The organism is Citrobacter amalonaticus (genome assembly GCF_002918555.1).
Lineage (GTDB): Bacteria > Pseudomonadota > Gammaproteobacteria > Enterobacterales > Enterobacteriaceae > Citrobacter_C > Citrobacter_C amalonaticus_A.
In genome coordinates, this window is sequence record NZ_PQMB01000002.1 from 1,344,962 (window position 1) to 1,362,192 (window position 17,231).

The 17,231-nt window shown below is 44.8% G+C and carries 18 protein-coding genes; 8 read left to right on the top strand and 10 right to left on the bottom strand.

Going from position 1 to position 17,231, the window contains the following annotated elements; translation table 11 throughout:
* Positions 1 to 36: 36 nt before the first annotated feature.
* From C3432_RS11930 to C3432_RS11960, 7 genes are all read left to right on the top strand, one after another.
* Entirely contained in the window at positions 37 to 519 is a 483-nt protein-coding gene (locus C3432_RS11930) for a hypothetical protein (protein WP_103776798.1), read from the top strand.
* A gap of 147 nt (positions 520 to 666) precedes the next feature.
* Positions 667 to 1,206 carry a hypothetical protein gene (locus C3432_RS11935; RefSeq protein ID WP_103776799.1) on the top strand — a complete coding sequence of 180 codons (540 nt, stop codon included), beginning with the start codon at positions 667 to 669 and terminating at the stop codon, positions 1,204 to 1,206.
* Between the two features lie 763 nt (positions 1,207 to 1,969).
* Positions 1,970 to 2,677 (top strand): DUF1120 domain-containing protein, encoded by a 708-nt coding sequence (locus tag C3432_RS11940; RefSeq protein ID WP_103776800.1) that lies wholly within the window; start codon positions 1,970 to 1,972, stop codon positions 2,675 to 2,677.
* A gap of 135 nt (positions 2,678 to 2,812) precedes the next feature.
* The gene (locus C3432_RS11945) at positions 2,813 to 3,559 is read left to right on the top strand and encodes a fimbria/pilus chaperone family protein (protein ID WP_258041603.1); all 747 of its coding nucleotides are present in this window, start codon (positions 2,813 to 2,815) and stop codon (positions 3,557 to 3,559) included.
* A complete protein-coding gene (locus C3432_RS11950; RefSeq protein ID WP_103776801.1) occupies positions 3,560 to 6,010 on the top strand; it encodes a fimbrial biogenesis usher protein in 2,451 nt (816 codons plus the stop codon). It begins immediately after the preceding gene.
* 17 nt (positions 6,011 to 6,027) lie between these two features.
* Complete coding sequence (locus C3432_RS11955) at positions 6,028 to 6,564, top strand: hypothetical protein (protein ID WP_103776802.1); 537 nt, start codon at positions 6,028 to 6,030, stop codon at positions 6,562 to 6,564.
* Positions 6,565 to 6,691: 127 nt separating this feature from the next.
* On the top strand, positions 6,692 to 7,228 hold the full coding sequence (locus C3432_RS11960) for a GNAT family N-acetyltransferase (RefSeq protein ID WP_103776803.1): 537 nt from the start codon (positions 6,692 to 6,694) through the stop codon (positions 7,226 to 7,228).
* 34 nt (positions 7,229 to 7,262) lie between these two features.
* Here C3432_RS11960 and arsC read toward each other — a convergent pair whose 3' ends face one another.
* The 4 genes from arsC to C3432_RS11980 all read right to left on the bottom strand — a co-directional run bounded on the left by arsC (position 7,263) and on the right by C3432_RS11980 (position 11,173).
* The gene (arsC, locus tag C3432_RS11965) at positions 7,263 to 7,688 is read right to left on the bottom strand and encodes a glutaredoxin-dependent arsenate reductase (protein WP_103776804.1); all 426 of its coding nucleotides are present in this window, start codon (positions 7,686 to 7,688) and stop codon (positions 7,263 to 7,265) included.
* A 12-nt stretch (positions 7,689 to 7,700) separates the two neighbouring features.
* Positions 7,701 to 8,990, bottom strand: coding sequence for an arsenite/antimonite:H(+) antiporter ArsB (gene arsB / locus C3432_RS11970; RefSeq protein WP_103776805.1), 1,290 nt, complete (start codon positions 8,988 to 8,990; stop codon positions 7,701 to 7,703).
* Positions 8,991 to 9,108: 118 nt separating this feature from the next.
* On the bottom strand, positions 9,109 to 9,459 hold the full coding sequence (gene arsR / locus C3432_RS11975; RefSeq protein ID WP_103776806.1) for an As(III)-sensing metalloregulatory transcriptional repressor ArsR: 351 nt from the start codon (positions 9,457 to 9,459) through the stop codon (positions 9,109 to 9,111).
* Between the two features lie 823 nt (positions 9,460 to 10,282).
* Positions 10,283 to 11,173 (bottom strand): cupin domain-containing protein, encoded by an 891-nt coding sequence (locus C3432_RS11980; RefSeq protein WP_103776807.1) that lies wholly within the window; start codon positions 11,171 to 11,173, stop codon positions 10,283 to 10,285.
* Positions 11,174 to 11,285: 112 nt separating this feature from the next.
* Between C3432_RS11980 and C3432_RS11985 the strand changes: the two genes are divergently transcribed.
* Positions 11,286 to 11,816: a helix-turn-helix domain-containing protein gene (locus C3432_RS11985; RefSeq protein ID WP_103776808.1), complete on the top strand. Its 531-nt coding sequence runs from the start codon at positions 11,286 to 11,288 to the stop codon at positions 11,814 to 11,816.
* A 469-nt stretch (positions 11,817 to 12,285) separates the two neighbouring features.
* On the opposite strand, the gene C3432_RS11990 is transcribed toward C3432_RS11985, so the two are convergent.
* Genes C3432_RS11990 through ureE form a run of 6 tightly spaced genes read right to left on the bottom strand, consistent with a single transcriptional unit; the run spans position 12,286 to position 17,225 of the window.
* Positions 12,286 to 13,311 (bottom strand): HoxN/HupN/NixA family nickel/cobalt transporter, encoded by a 1,026-nt coding sequence (locus C3432_RS11990; protein WP_103776809.1) that lies wholly within the window; start codon positions 13,309 to 13,311, stop codon positions 12,286 to 12,288.
* A gap of 22 nt (positions 13,312 to 13,333) precedes the next feature.
* Entirely contained in the window at positions 13,334 to 14,323 is a 990-nt protein-coding gene (yut, locus tag C3432_RS11995) for an urea transporter (RefSeq protein ID WP_103776810.1), read from the bottom strand.
* 35 nt (positions 14,324 to 14,358) lie between these two features.
* Positions 14,359 to 15,282, bottom strand: a complete 924-nt coding sequence (locus C3432_RS12000; protein ID WP_258041605.1) for an urease accessory protein UreD — start codon at positions 15,280 to 15,282, stop codon at positions 14,359 to 14,361.
* 1 nt (position 15,283) lies between these two features.
* Positions 15,284 to 15,943: an urease accessory protein UreG gene (gene ureG, locus C3432_RS12005; protein WP_103776812.1), complete on the bottom strand. Its 660-nt coding sequence runs from the start codon at positions 15,941 to 15,943 to the stop codon at positions 15,284 to 15,286.
* A gap of 12 nt (positions 15,944 to 15,955) precedes the next feature.
* A complete protein-coding gene (locus tag C3432_RS12010; RefSeq protein ID WP_258041610.1) occupies positions 15,956 to 16,675 on the bottom strand; it encodes an urease accessory protein UreF in 720 nt (239 codons plus the stop codon).
* Positions 16,662 to 17,225 carry an urease accessory protein UreE gene (gene ureE / locus C3432_RS12015; protein WP_103776814.1) on the bottom strand — a complete coding sequence of 188 codons (564 nt, stop codon included), beginning with the start codon at positions 17,223 to 17,225 and terminating at the stop codon, positions 16,662 to 16,664. Before ureE ends, C3432_RS12010 begins: the two co-directional genes overlap by 14 nt.
* Positions 17,226 to 17,231 lie beyond the last annotated feature (6 nt).

The window sequence follows — 17,231 nt, forward strand, 5'->3', positions numbered from 1 at the left end:
ATTTTTAAATTTGTAATAAAGGAGCTTGAGTAATATATGTGTAATAATCGTAAATCCGGGTGGTTCAAAATCGTTATCATCTCCGGTATTCTTACTGCCGCAGGATTGCTTTTTGCTGTCCCAACGGCATACAACATCTGGCGTAATTACCAGAGCATTGGTATTTACAAGCTGGTTACGACAGGTGAGGTTACCATGAAGGAGGTTTCAGAAAAAACGGGCCGACGCTCCTATAAAAAAGTAAACCGCTACTATGCTAAATTCAGTACCGCAGATAAAAAGTATGAGAAAGACGATCAGATAACCCCTCTTCAGGCCAGCGCCATCAAAAAACGTGGTACCCGATATGCACGGACGTATGAAATATTTGTCGATCGCAACGGCAACTATCGTGTTTCAAAATTAAGTAAAGAAAAGAGTCCGCAGGATAATCGATGGCCAACATTATTATTTTTCTCATTACTAAGTGGGGCGGGCATTATTACTTGTAGCTATTCCTTTAAAAAATGGCGAGCATAATTTTAAGCGAAGACTACAATTAAAAAGTAAGGTTCAGCCCTTCCCCCCATATCGTTACAGTAAACGTTATTAATGCGGATTTGTCTCAGCATATTTATGCCTATCGCTAAAATAAGGACAAAGGCATGAAAGAAAAAAGGAAATATTATGAGCGTAATGATAATCTCCCGAGACCATTTTTTTTCATTCGGACTCACTACCGTTTTACGCGAGGGGGGATTGTGTGTTTACCCCGTGTTATTTAAAAGCATTACAGATATTATAAAGACTGTTTTTATTAATAAAGGTGATGTTATTATTATCGATGTTGACAGTTTTTCAGATACTACATTTCTGCATCGTGACATCAATAAAAAATGTCACTTTATCTATATATTTGATTTACCGCTCCGTTTTCTTAAGATGAACCGCAGTTTTTTATCTAAAAAAGACCCATCCGGTTACATTATCAAGAGCCTGCAAAATGCAACCGAAATAAGCCATCCTGTCATCAACAGTCGAAATATGAGAAATCTGGAACTTTTTAACCAGGGGCACAGCATTCAAGGCATTGCTGATGAAATTAACATGTGTAAAAAAAGTGTCTACCGAATAAAAAATGAAGTTGTCATCAACAGTGGTTTTTTAAAATTCCATCCTGCTTTTACAATGTATACACTGATTATTTTACTGCAATTACTACCATGAGAAATCACGGCCAATAACCATATATTTCATTTCAGAATATAGCGATAACTTTTATTGCCAGAAAGAATTCTTGCAATCCATTTCCCGGCACATGAGGGTTGCAGGGGTATTCATCATGCCCGATCCGGGCGTGATTTGATCAACGCAGGCCGTGTGAATCCCGGACATTACCCCGTCGTTCATTCCAGGGTACACCGGCCTCGTCTCACTGGCTGACCGCATTGCGCCGCTATCTGAGTGGTGAACGGATTAAATACTCCCCTGTCTCTTCACGGTTGCTGACTGAAAGGCGGCAAACCTTCTCATGTTCCCTGTGATTTTTCTCCTGCTTATCATCTTCTGATGAAACCACATTCCTCTCACAACGTCTTTTTAAGAATTATAATCTGTCAATAACATGTATTAAAGAGCATCAATCTGTAAAATACATTATTTACAATACATGTTGTTGATTCCACCTGCGCCGTTTAGAGTTTCACCTCGAAAATGAACGGCAGTCCATATCAGAACTCAACAAGATTTCTGTCTATCTGTGTTGAAGAAATCCTGTTGAGTCCTGCCGCTATGCAGCGTTGAAAGTGATGTAGGTATATATCACTTTCAATTACATTCTATTTCTACTTACATTAAAGGAGATCTCACCTATATATATAAAACGGCAATAATCTGCAGTCGGCATACGGTTTATGCCGAAGAATTGATATTTACTTCCTGATTTTTGGATTGTCAGGAATTTTACAAAAACACGGAGTATACAATTATTATGAAAGGCTTAAAGTTTTCTATTATTTCGCTGGTTTTCCTTACCGCACCGGCTTCTTTTACACTGCATGCAGCTAACTCTGCTGTAGTCAATGTTAAAGGCACATTAACCCCTGCAGCCTGTAATATTAGCGTCACCGGTGCCGCTAATTTTGGCACTATTTCCGTTTCAGCATTAAAAGAAAACGGCTTAAAACATAAAGGTTATCAACTGGGGATAAAAACCGTTCCTTTTAATATCGCTTGTGATTCTCCAGTGAAAACGGCATTTACGGTAACAGCCGATCACCTTGGTGCGGGCAGCACATCTCCAATAGGAGTTAGTATGCCTGATGGTACGGAAACGGGCAAACAGGATGAAAGCTATATCCCTCTCATTGATGGCAATGGCGAACTGATGGGATATCACAATGTTTTTTTATCGAGCTTTGAGGCCGATAACAACAAATCTATTGACCGTATTTTTTCGGACGACGGCGGAATGACCTGGAAAAAAATGGCATATCAAGGGGATAACGCTTCATATATCAAAGCAGATGGTGTTAGCAGGTATAGCTGGGCGAACACAGGAGAACTGACCTCTCTGGCAACTGAGAATCTGCAGGGTTTATTTCAAGTATCCGCCGCTATTATTCCTGATTATGTAGAAACAATTACTGATGATGTTAGCTTTGATACCAATACAACGCTGGCAATAGTGTATCTTTAATCTATAAAGACAACCGCATAAATTAAATTATTTTACTCCAGATGATCGCTGATGTTATCTGGAGTATTTCAAAGCGACAAATTCCCCATTCAGGACATCGCCCCTCTGAATATCAATCTTTTATTAGAGAATGACATGTGTATTACTAAAAACAATCATTTTGCCTCAATCCTGAAGAAGAAAAGAACATCGGTCATGGCCTCCTTATTAGCGACTATTCTCGGGGGATGGCCATTATTTTCTCTGGCGTCGGGGGTTTTGCCAGAAACCACGACGGTTATCATCAATGAAGCTCAGAAAGGGGGCAGTATTAATGTCAAGAATACGGAAAACGTGCCGGTACTGCTTTATACCAAAATTGTCGACCTGCCCGACGATCCTGAACCTGCGCTTTATGTAACCCAACCCGTCGTTCGCCTGGAGCCGGGGCAGACACAACGCGTGCGTTTTGTGCTGAACACAAATACCCCTCTTGAAGTTGAACATATAAAACGCGTGTATTTTGAAGGTGTGACAGAAAAAAAAGACACCACCAGCGTGGTTGCTATTAGCATCCGCCAGGATTTACCCGTTCTTATTGTCCCGGGGACTCTCAGGCCTAAACAAAATATGTGGACCGACCTGAACTGGTCCGCGAGCGGCGACAACCTGAAAGTGACGAACACCAGCAAACAAGTCGTGCGGCTGGTGCCCCAGATAAAATTTTTGCCATCAGGCAGCGAACTGTCACTTGGCAAGAGCTACATCCTGCCGCATGAAACCCTGACGATAGCCGTGCCTGCAAATCTGCGTCTGAACGATCAGCGGCAGGTTGAGTTTTCTCCTGTCAGCCGCTACGGATTTGACGTTGGTCTGCAAATATCTACCCTGGCAGGAAAATAAGTGGTTACTCAAATTCAGCAATTCCAACGCAGGCTACTGAATACCATTCTGGGACTGACTTTTATCGCGCCATTTGCTCCCGCCGTTGCCGATACCCCCCCGGCAAACTTCAGCCAAAGCCGCCTGAAGGCGTTGGGCATTGATCCCGGTACTGCTGCCTATTTTTCACAAGGCGCGCGATTCTCACCGGGCATTAACGAAGTAGAACTTCAGGTTAACGGTAAATCACGGGGTCTGAAGAAAGTGACTTTCGGGCGTGACGGTACACTGTGCGCTGACAGCCATTTTTTCAGTTCAGCAGCCATCAATCCGCCTTCACGGATGCAGGAAAGTCAGACAGATGCGCCCTGCCCTCCGCTGACTCTGGCATGGCCCGGTGCCAGCATCAGTTTGCAACCTGAAATTCAGACCGTGGGGGTGGTCGTACCGCCGGAAGCGATACTGAATGAGAATGGCCTGCAGCATTTCCAGCGCGGCGGGACGGCGGCCTTACTTAACTATTCGGCCTACACCTCACGATTCGAGTCGTATGGGAACCACTCTAACTTCAGCTATCTGAGCATGCAAAATGGCTTCAATGCGGGAGACTGGATGGTGCGAGGCGCCCAGAGTCTGCGCAACGGACATGGCGGCAGCCATTTTAATAGCGCTTATATTTATGCCCAAAAAACGCTCGTCAGCAGAAAACAACTATTGCAGGCCGGGCAGATTGCTTTTTCAAATTCACTCTTATCGGGCGCGCCCATTGATGGAATTCAGTTATTACCGCAAAGCGCGCTGAGCGATAAGGGCAGCGGAGCATTGGTTGAGGGTTTTGCTCAGGCCGATCGGTCACGCGTTGAAGTACACCAGAACGGGATCCTGATATATTCCACGCTCGTACCGGCGGGGCCTTTCACGTTAAGAGACTTACCCCTGTTGAACAGCAGCAGTGACCTGCAACTGACCGTGACCACGCCTTCGGGCCAGGAAGACAAGTCCACCATTGCCGCCGCATCCTACGCTCTTCGGATACCACAGGCACCAGATACGTGGTCCCTGGCGCTTGGCCGAATGCGTTCAGACAGCGTCAGCGCCGGCTATGACAGCCCCTGGGTTGCCAGTTTTTCCGATGGGTGGGTAATGTCGCAACAGGTATTACTGCAATATGGCGCTATTGCCGCTTCTGACTATGCGGCAAGCGCGGCAGGGCTGGCATACAGCCCATGGCAGGATCTCTCCCTGGGCATCGCCGGGGCACTCAGCCAGGATCGTAATCACCATCAGCAAGGAGCCAAAAGCAGCGCTTCCGCAATCTGGGAGGCGCCACAAAATATCAGTTTGAGCACTGACGTCACTTTATATTCGCCAGGTTACCGGGAACTCAGTGATTCCGTCTCTTCATCCACGACGCCTTACAGCCGCAGCAGTGCCGGTTTGCGGATCAACTGGCGTCACGCTTTTGTGGGTAATGTGTCGCTTTCTGGTAGCCAGACGCGTGAGGGGAACAGTGATTCAAGTACCCGATGGATGATGGCGAGCTGGAACCGTAAATCAGGCAACATCGACGTCTCGGTGAACTGGCAACGTCAAAGCCACCGCACACGCAACTGCTCATTTTCCTATCGTTGCCAAACCGCTGACCGTGACAATTTATTTATTAACCTTAATTTCCCACTTGGCGGGCAAAAAATTAGCAGTTACTACCGGGACAGTGACGGGGCATCCGTCGCAGGCGTTCGCACAGGCAATAATCTGACTGATAACGGTAGCTGGTCGCTGGCTGCGGAACGCAATTTACACCAACAGCAATACAACTCCCTGTCTGGCGATGTAAATGGAAACCTGCACTACACCACGGCAGGGCTTTATGGGGCAATAGCTGAAAACCATTCCCGGACCTATTCTGGCACCCTTTCCGGCGGCGTCCTTGTACATCAGGGAGGGATGACATTTTCCCCCCATAAAGTGAATGACACATTCGGACTCGTATTGGTGTCCCCTGCCATCAGCGGTGTTGAAATCACGACGCCGAAAGGGAAAGTATGGACCGACTGGCGAGGTATGGCCGTAGTGCCCAGCCTGCCCCCCTATGGCACAGGAAAAATCGTCGTGAATACGGAACGGTTGCCAGAAAATATTGATGTGAGCAACGGATTACAGCAGGTCGTTGCCGGACACGGTGCGGTGACACACACGCGATTCGCGTTGCAGAAAACGCGTAACGGCTTACTGAAGATATACACGCAAGAGGGTCTTCTGCTGCCTAAAGGAAGTGCCATTACAACCGAAGAGGGAAGCTATGTGACAACAGCGGTGGATGCCGGAACGGTATTTATCAGCGATCTTGATGATGTCCGCCCGCTTTTCGCTCACTGGCAGAACACGCGCTGTCGTCTGTTTTATCAGATACCAGAGAAGCCCCGGCAAAATATCGCCTATGAAACCCTCAATGCAACCTGTAAGTCATAAAGAACAGGAGAGAAAAGATGAACGGTAAAATCAGTCGGCTTGTTCTGATACTGATAGTAGGCCTGATGACCAGAAACAGTCTGGCTAATGACTGTCAACTGATAGTCTCCCCTACGGATATCCAGTTAGGTAACCCGATTTACTCAGCAACACGCGATGATCTCTTTACTACACAGGAGCTGACCGTGATCGCCAGATGCCCCGCTAATCGGCCAATAAGCATCCTGTTCGACGGCCTGTCAGATGGCGTCGATTTTCGCTTTGGTCACGCAGGCAAGATGCAGCTAACGTTGAAATCGGCAAAATATAATCGAGTGGGAACGGAAGTGCTGATCGGTTCGCCGCATTCAGGCGAACAGCGGCTCGCCATTGGAACGCCCGCAATATTAACGCCTGGAACTCAAGTCACCTCGCTTGCGCAAAACGGACAATCTGTCGATGAGCATCTGCTGACCCTCGAATTATCACTGGGATTCCCGGCGCTGGAAACGTATAGCAAAATTCGCGATCGGACTGAAATGTCCGCTCAGATACGTATGAAAGCTCAACAGTAAAGGCGGCGGGGGGAAATCCCCCGCTAACCTTTACCTTCCCCCTTTTGCCGGGTCATAAGCTTTTACGTTTACCTTCCCTCTGGCTTTTTCAAGTAATCTTGAACAAGATGCCAACGGGAACAGATCAATGAACATCGTTAACGCAGAAGAAAAGCACATCCCCGCCATACGCGAGATCTATGCCCATCATGTTATTCACGGAACCGCCAGCTTTGAAACCGTCCCCCCTGATACCAGCGAGATGCTTGCGCGCCTGAGAAAGATCCGTAGTCAGGGGTTGCCGTGGGTTGTTGCGCTACAGGAAGAAAAGGTCATAGGTTATTGTTATCTCACCCGCTACCGTGAACGCTACGCCTACCGGCATACCCTCGAAGATTCGATTTATATCGACCCGGCTGCGCAGCGTCAGGGCGTGGGAAAAGCGTTGCTGTGCCATGTCATTGCATGGGCTATCACTCACGGCTACCGGCAGATGATTGCCAACGTCGGCGACAGCAATAATCAAGGCTCGCTGAAAGTTCATCAGCAACTCGGATTCACGAAAACAGGTACGCTGAAAGACATTGGCTTCAAGCATGGTCGCTGGCTCGACACGGTACTGCTGCAACGAAATCTGGGCGAAGGAAACAGCACGCTGCCCCCGGATTCAGATATCGTGCTCTGAGGCAGGAATAAGGGGGCATTTTGCCCCTTCATGTTTATTTCAGTCGCTTACCGCCATCATCAACCACTTTCTCGCCATCTTCTTTAGCGAACGCGCCTTTTTGTGCGTCCGGGAGAATATCCAGCACCACTTCTGAAGGACGACACAGGCGGGTTCCCAGCGGTGTCACCACAATCGGACGGTTGATCAGGATCGGGTATTGCAGCATAAAGTCGATTAGCCGATCGTCAGTAAAGCGGTCTTCGGCAAGCCCTGACGTTTCATACGGCTCAACGTTTTTACGCAGTAAAGCCCGGACTGAGAGCCCCATATCTGCAATGAGTTTGACCAGTTCATCGCGTGAAGGTGGAGTTTCAAGATAATGAATTACGGTCGGCTCAATACCGCTGTTGCGGATCATCTCCAGCGTGTTACGCGACGTGCCGCAGGCCGGGTTGTGATAAATGGTGATATTGCTCATATCAGTATCTCATTACAAAGTGAAAGAGAGACGTAGCGCCAGCGCGGCCAGCGTAACAAACAGCACAGGCAGAGTCATGACAATCCCGGTGCGGAAGTAATCCCCCCAGGCGATCGTCATATTCTTTTGTGAGAGTACGTGCAACCAGAGCAGCGTTGCCAGGCTGCCAATCGGTGTAATTTTCGGCCCCAGATCGCAGCCAATCACATTGGCATAAATCATCGCTTCTTTGATAACGCCTGACGCGGCGCTGCCATCAATAGACAGCGCGCCAACCAGCACGGTTGGCATGTTGTTCATGATGGAAGAGAGGAATGCGGTCAGGAATCCGGTACCCAGCGTCGCGGCCCAGAGTCCGTTATCCGCCAGCACGTTCAGCACGCCAGAAAGATATTCCGTTAGCCCGGCGTTGCGCAGACCATAAACCACCAGATACATCCCCAGCGAGAAGATGACGATCTGCCAGGGCGCACCACGCAGCACCTTGCCGGTGTTAATGGCATGACCGCGCTTAGCGACCGCAAACAGGATCGCCGCCCCCACCGCCGCAATGGCGCTGACAGGAATACCGAGAGGTTCGAGGACGAAAAACCCTACCAGCAGGAGAAGCAAAACTATCCAGCCGGTACGGAACGTCGCGGGATCTTTAATCGCTTGTGTCGGTGTTTTCAGGAGGGCCAGATCGTAAGTTGACGGGATATCTTTGCGAAAAAACAGGTGCAGCATGACCAGCGTGGCAACAATGGCGGCGATATCGACCGGCACCATCACCGACGCATACTCAGTGAATCCCAGCCCGAAGAAGTCTGCGGAAACAATGTTAACCAGATTCGACACGATAAGCGGCAGGCTGGCCGTATCAGCAATAAATCCGGCTGCCATAACGAATGCTAATGTGGTGCCTTTGCTGAAACCTAATGCCAGCAGAATGGCAATGACTATCGGTGTCAGAATTAACGCCGCGCCATCGTTGGCGAACAGCGCCGCTACCGCGGCACCGAGCAAAACGATCCAGGTAAACAGCAAACGGCCATGACCGTTGCCCCAACGGGAAACGTGCAGCGCCGCCCATTCGAAAAACCCGGATTCATCCAGAAGCAGGCTGATAATAATGACGGCAATAAACGTTGCCGTCGCATTCCAGACGATATTCCACACCACGGGGATATCGCCAGGGTGTACAACGCCAGAAAGCAACGCCAGTACCGCGCCGAGGGTCGCACTCCAGCCGATCCCTAATCCTTTCGGCTGCCAGATAACCAAAACGATGGTCAGGACAAAAATAGCACCTGCCAGTAACATAAAACCTCCGGATAGGGCAAATGAGCCGCCTTATATGCAAAAAATTAAATCGCCAGCGCTAACATGTTCATCTTTAACCCATTACATTCGTTAAATCATATATGTTAAGGTAAAATTTTCAGATGCAAACATCCTTGCCGTTACCAGAGCAGTTTGCCGATACCAGCTTACGGGCGATAGCCTGTACGTCGTCCTGCTGGCTTAACCATGCTTGCTCAATCACCTGAGCAGCCCACGAAGGAATATGCGGAGATAAACGGTAATGAACCCACTTACCCTGCTTGCGATCCAGCAACAGACCATTTTCCCGCAGCATTGCCAGATGACGGGAGATCTTCGGCTGTGACTGTCCCAGCGCGGTGCAAAGATCGCACACGCACAGTTCTCCCATCTCCCTGAGCAGCAGCACGATACCCAGACGGGTTTCATCAGACAGGTTTTTGAAAAGTTGTAAGGTAGTGAGTGCCATTATGATGCCCCCTGTTCTTTTGGCATCAGGATACTCTTTAAATCAATAAACTCAACATACATATTTGTTAAAGCGTATATGTCTATAAATTCCACTTTGTCAGATTTACAGCGTGAAATGAGCTTAACGACGATGGGCCCATGACGTCACCTTTTGGCGGATGGGTTCATGGACCCGGATGTTATTTCATTTTAAGCGGCCACGGCTTACGGACATGTCCAGGAGGCGGTTACGGTAGCCGATTTGGTACCAGGTTGAGCCGTTGGAGACAGATATAAGCCAAACGTGAGAGGTAGCGTGTACAATTGCACCTGTGTTGTCGGTAGGTTATTAACATATAAGCTCGTTGATTGTGTTACGTTGTTCGCTGCTATCCGAACCGGTATATTGTTTCTGTTCACAGTATATTGTATTAGTTCATTGGAATGAGTGACCTGGCCTGCAGTTAACGGTCCGATTGTTATTTGATCGGGGAAAGTTATTGAGTTCGTTATATAATTATGAGCGATTACGCTATTAGTATCAGAATACGTTCGGTCGGATACCTGAATATTATTCGAGGTAACAAGGACTGTTGTCTCAAAGGTGTTTATATACAACGGCATTGTAGTAAAACCACACATCCATGGCTTGCGCTAATTGAGCGGCGCTGTCGTTTTGACCGAAAACCCGCCAGGCGGATCCGCGTTTGAACTCAGCGCTGAAATGCCTTCTTTTCATGAAGTCGCCGGTGTTGCTATGAGGTGAACATATCTCCTCTGTTCAGATGGCCAGTTTCAGTGCGCCACGACAGGTGTTCTACGTCGTGGCTATGAGCAAACGACTATTTAAAAAATGACATATAATCACCAGGAACTGTCCCTGTCACTCGTTTAAAGGCGTGATAAAATCCTGATATAGATTCATAGCCAACACGGTTGTAAACATCTTCAGTTTTAATACCTCTACTGAGCAGGTTTAAGGCGACATATATTCTTAGTTTGCTTAATACCAGATTCGGTGTGTAGCCTGTTACTTTTAGCATCCGGCGAATAAATGTCGAACGTGACATATATGTGAAGCGAGCCATATCATCCAGTGACCATGAATGATCGGGATTGTCTACTATAGCAATTATCAATTTTGCCAAAGGTTCATCGTTAGCTGCATTTAGTAAATTAAAATCAACTTCATATAAGGAGGGTGATTCACTGACAACATAATGCAAAATTGCATCAGTCAGATGATTGATGATAGGATTATTTTCATCGGAGGATACGTTTACCTCAATTTTCAGTAATTCGAACAGGGCTAGTATTTTATTGCTGGCACTGTCTTTGTTTTTAATTAAAAAAACATCCGGGAGCAATGCAAAGAGTAACTGACTGGCGACAGACTGTGGTTTTATAAAACCACAAAGCAGGTCAGTGGCATTATCAGATGAACCTTCAATCTTAAGCATCTGTTTGCGGGGTAAATCATCAATGCTTGTATCAGACGAGGATGTCAGGAAAAAAGGGAAATCATTAAAAAAGAAAAGAATATCTCCTTTCTCCAGCATTATGCGTGGGTGTTGGTTAAATAAATCTAACCAGCATTCTCCTCCCAGTACGATATGGAAGCTTGATTCTCCGTAAGAGTACGTTGATGCTTTCCATTCGTGGCAATACCTGCCGAGGTGGAAGACGGATGTTTTTGCCTCGCCTTCTTTGAGCAGCCAGCCTGAAGTATTCATATATTCACCAATATTGTCAGTAGATGGCTGATTTTGAAACGATGTTGTATAGATAGTTTACCCGAGTAACTATAAGATTTGTTAATCAAAGCAATCATTGCAGGAGAGGATAGTGTTTCTGGTATTTACTAAAGATAGTATATTGTTGCAGGCTATTCATTATCTTATAAATAAAGATAATATAATTCATATTCAACGAGTTGAAGATCTCAGTGCTGTACAGGAGAGTAATGCGAAGGTGATAATCGATATGCTAAACAATAATATCCTCCATACCAGCATAGCTTATCAACTTGAAAAAATTAAACCCGCCAAAATCATTATATTTTCTCCGTTTAGAATTAAAAGATGCTTTGGTGATATCCCTGTTATTTTTGTTAATCGAAACATATCGCTGGTTAATTTTATTGATCTGCTGAACTGCAAAGAAAATTATACTATTGCTCCCGAACTATCGTTTTCTCACAGGCAGCATCAAATTATAACCTATATCCTGCAGCAAAAGTCGAGTAATTTAATTGCTGAGGAAATGAAAATTTCACTTAAGACATATTATTGTCATAAGTATAATATCATGTTACTGCTTAAACTCAGGAAAATGAGTGACTTAGTACGGCATAAGATATCATGCTATTTGCAATGAATATTGATTTGCATATTTGGGGATGTTTGTAAATTAACATGCGTAGCTCCTCATTCTTCAGGGTTAGGATTAGATTGTTAAAGTGCATATAATTGTATAACACAGTCTTAAAAACATGTGTTTATTTATTATATTTTTTAGTCCCATTCTTAAAATAAAAACGGCAATGATAATAAGTTGCGTGACTATTTTTTGCGATATAATACGTTTATTAATTACAAATCAAAGATTGAAATCTGACAGGGCTGATTATTTTATGATTCTAAATCAACATGATAATTTCAGGACAAAAACCACTTTAGTTATACGGTTTTTTTAAAGGGGAACATTATCTGAAGAATATCAGTGAATTCCCCCCCCAAAAAAGACACTATTAAAATGTGGTTATTACTGACAGCCGGTACAGCACAGTCTGTGCTGTACCGGCTGCAATGAAGATTTTTGGCTGGAAATGATGATTCCCCCGCGATCAGGAGTCGGTCGATGGAAGTTTGTCATACCCCATAAACCAGTAATAACCCACTGAACACAGCCAACAAACGATGAAAACACCGATAATCCAAAACCCCATATCAGCAAGATTATCACTGAGATTTGCTATTCCATTCCACAGCCAGCCTGATAAATTCATTTTTTCTCCCAGTAATCCCAGAGCCTGTACGCTGCCAATAAAAATAGCAATGAACGCAGAAATACCGGTAATTGTCATATTATAATAAAGTTTTTTTAGTGGCTTTGAAAACGCCCAACCGTAAACGCCGGTCATCAAATAATTATCAAGTGTGTCTACCAAAACCATGGCGGAAGCAAACAAAACGGGGAATACCAGTGTACTCCAGACATTCATACCATTGGTTGCAGTAATTGCGCTTATGCTTAAAACGCCAATCTCTGTTGCAGTATCAAATCCTAATCCAAAGAGCAGGCCAACCCAATACATTTGTTGGCTTTTATTTATTAGCGTAAAAAGTCGTCTGAATAAACGGGATAAAATCCCTTGATTAACATTCTCTTGTACCTCGCGTTGCGAAAATGAACCTTTAATATGAATGGTGCGAAATTTCTTATAAATTGACAAGAATATTGTATAGTTCAGAAACGCAAATACCAGCAGGAACAGGGTGGATACCGTGGTACCGATGAGCCCACCAGTTTCCCGGAATTTTTCCAGCGACGCAGAATAAGTCATTGCTGTTATCGCAATAACGACTGATGCCAGCACCACGATTGTGGAGTGCCCTAAGGAAAAAAAAGTGCCAACAGCTATTGGCCTTTGTCCTTGCTGCATCAGCTTCCGCGTTACATTGTCAATGGCGACAATATGATCAGCATCAACCGCGTGTCTTAGACCGAAACTATAAGCCAGTATAGCCATTCCCATAAGAAAGGTATTATCTTTGAACGCAATAAAAGCCCAACACCATGAAAGCAAATTAATGATAATTAAGCACAACAACAGGGTCTGGGTCGGAGTGAAGAATTTTGTTATGTTCATAACAACCACCTTATTCAGTTTTTTAATGACGATGTTCGGGCATGAATTCTTTATTTGGAACAAGGAATAACCATGAGGAAACAACAAATGGCATGGTTAATGTTGGTATGCCAAACGGCATTAACACAATATTCATCGCAGCCTGGATGAAAACAGTGAAGATGACACCTGAAATGGTATAAACAAAGACCCGCCAGCAGGGATGATTAAATACCGTCCCCAGTGCAACGGATGTCAGCACGGCACTGAAAGCATAAAGTCCTGACTCAATATCATGAGCGTTAGCGCCCAGATAATAAGCAATTAGCGTTGCGACCAATGAACCGACAATGGCGTAGCAGGCGCATACGACAGATTCCACCGCGAGGCCAGCAAGAAAAAGTAAACTTGCCATGAATCCGGGAAATAAAAAGACCTGCGAAATGCCATGCATTGTACCATTGACGAAAAAAGCTAGTGTGTAACTCTCATGGGGAGAGGGTATATAATGTTGCGATAATTCAGGAGGTGGTAAACCCGAACCATAGATATTATGAAAAGCATAGCTGGCAAGCAGAATGATCCAGGTCGTCAGGACGAATGGAGCTGTTAATGCGGCAACTTTCCACGTTTTTAATATATCTGCGATACATACTGTAGCAATTACAGATACGACACTGCCAATGACGAGACATAACCACATCATGGGTGTTGCTGTTATAAATACGGGAATTGCGATACCAACCAGACATCCATTATAGCTATAGAGACCATCATACCACCCCTTTAAATCATGCGTTATACCTCCGGTCACAGAAGCCAGTAATGTGCCAACAACACAACCCCACGCAGCTAAGGGATTATTGTTACTATAGCTTGCAACAAATATCGCAATAAAAAATAATATCCCAGTAACGGGATTATTTTGAAACATTACCTGAGCACATCCACGTAATGAAATATCAATAATTCTGCATAGGTAATATTTATCAGTACAATTCTGCCATAATACTGAAATGGATTGTGTGTTCATCATCGGTCGCCAGAATAAATAAGATAGCGTGAGTGTTATTTCTTCCAGATAAAGGGAGGCGGCAGGTCAGCATTCAGTGCAACTTTTCTGGTCAGCGCCCAAATTTTACGAATGTGTTTTTTAACAACCCCACTATCATTAGCAAGTATTTTAAAAATAAGACCAGATTCAGCGGGCAGTGTTGATATACCATAGCAACACTCTTCGCAGTAATGTGAATCGCAGGCTGCCATGATTGATGCAATATTCATTTGAGGTGTTAATATGAACACTGTCCCCAGGATCTGATAATTACCCATAACGCCAATATCCGCCATAGAATATGCCTGAGGGCTTAGTTGAATTTGCTCCTTAAAAACAACGTGTCCAGATTCATCCTTTGCAGATACCGTTGAAGAGTAATAGTCAAATCCGTTAAGCTCATTTTCATGATGGTAGCGACGGCCAGATATAATAATTTCAGAGTAAATAAGGGTGGAACTCCTTGTATACCCAATAACTGTATCATTAATGAATCTCGCCTGCCGATGTAATATTAAAGGATCCGGCATATATTCGAGATAAGCGTTGTTATTAAGCGTGATAAATTGAACCTGCGCACCATAGTTCTGCTCCATCGAGTGAACTTTAGTTGCTGATTGTGTAGTGACATAAGCATAAGCATTTTCACCAACATTAATTGACAGTGCGATTCTGTCCCCTTGTAATATGCATCCAGAAGTAGACATCACGGTAACGCAGGGGAGACCAGGCAATGCTTCATCATGGTATAACGCCTTTTGAGCAAAAAGAGGTATTCGCTTTTCCATTTGATGAAGAATACTTTTATCGCCGGCATACCTGAAACCCAGATGTAAAAATCCATCCTTGCCAACTGCACCGCTGGGCATTTGTTCAGGCTCCTGACGATATGCCAAAGGTATCCGTTTATCCCAGAGCATTCGAGTCTCTTCCAGCATGTCATTCCACTTCTGAAGGTGAGTCATCTCTTTTTCCCTGGATAGCATGACCAAATAAAAAATTGCGTTCAATCATGTCGACGAGTTGCTCAATACCCTCACCTGTTTTGCAGTTAGTTAAAATATATGGGCGATTATTTCTTACATATCGGGTATCAGATTCCATTACATCCAGGCTGGCTCCTACGTAAGGTGCCAGGTCAATTTTATTGATGATCAGAATGTCAGCCTGAACCAGGCCCGGGCCGTTCTTGCGAGGGATTTTTTCTCCTTCTGCAACATCAATTACATAAATATAAAAGTCAGCAAGAGCGGGGCTGAATGTCAGAGTCAGGTTGTCGCCACCGCTCTCAATCATAATTAAGTCGCTATGTGGAAATTTTTCTTCCATCTCCTCAACCGCAGCAATATTCATACTGGGATCTTCACGAACGGCGGTATGTGGACATGCGCCAGTTTCAACACCAATGATCTTTTCTTCTTCCAGTATTCCTTTAAGTGTTCTTTTAACCTGTTTTGCATCCTCTGTTGTTACAATATCATTTGTTACTATTAATGGCTTATATCCACGGCGAATAAGAACAGGAGTAATAACTTCAATAATTGCTGTTTTCCCTGAACCTACGGGACCACCAATACCAATCCGGGTAATTTTCTTCATTGCAGACCTCAGTTAACTCATAAACAAACGCACATGGGCATCGACATGAATTGCAGCCAGAATGTCGATGACAGGTGAAAAAGAAGACATTTCTTCAGGCCGGGTGCTAAGCGCTATTGCACAATAATCAGGAAATAGTGTGCTGACTTCGGCCAATATTTTTTGACTATCCAGATGAGTAATGCGCATAAGTCTTTGGGCTGCGCTCAGGAGCGTCATAGCAACACCATAGAAATGCATAACCAGCATTTCTTGTTCATCGATTTTCAAATAGTTCATGAGCAGTGCATGAGAAACAGGATACGTACCCGCAACCTTTCTAAGGCGAATCTGTTCAAGCCACCAGTCAAAAATCTCAGCATGATAAATCGCAGAGGAAAGCTCTGTTAACTTTTTACCCATTCTCTGGGTCATTAGCCGCGACTCTGCTGTCAGTTTTCTACTGATAACATCATGATCAATGAAGATAAGTTCATCTGGCATATTATTATTACAGGAACGCATCGCTTGTATTTGTGCAACGGCATCGCATTTTGCCGCCTGTAATAAGGCGGTACAGACATACTGTTTCAGAGTCTGCCGATCATAAACAATACCACATGAAATAGCAGACTCAACACCACAGGAAAAGGTAAATGCCCCAACAGGAAGAACAGAATCTCCAAACTGTAATATTCGTGCGATGTTCAATATCATGGATGGACTCTTTCCTGGCATGTTAGCGATCGACATGGACATGTGTATGTGCTTCCTCAACACCGCCAAAAAGTAGTCTGGATTCTGATGGTGTTAAGAGTGGAATCACTTTTTCACCTTCGGTGAAATAATATTCATCTTCAGAGTAACCATGTGATTTCATGACTGAACACATCATTTTATCGGCAACAACGACAGGAACATAAACACAGTAGCCTTTTATTACTGCTTTCCAGTGTTGATTTCCTAAGGCATGTCCTAATTCAAACGATCTGGCGAGAAGATCGGTAATCCTTTCCACACCAAATAGTCCGAGATCGACAATCATAACGCGCCGGAGATGGATTTTTACAGTGAGTAAGTAACGATTTTTTTTGTCATATAAAAGAATATCGCCATCATTAAGACGGAGGTGACGATCGAGGGACAGCCCAATATCGTAGCCGAATTTGCTTTTTTTACGGCAACGACTTTTTTGCGCTTCCCATTGCTCAAGCACCAGTATATCGTGCTTCAGTTCTTCAGCAGAAAAATCAAAACCCGTTCGCGAATTAATATTTCCCAGGATTTTTTCAATCAGATACATCGCTAT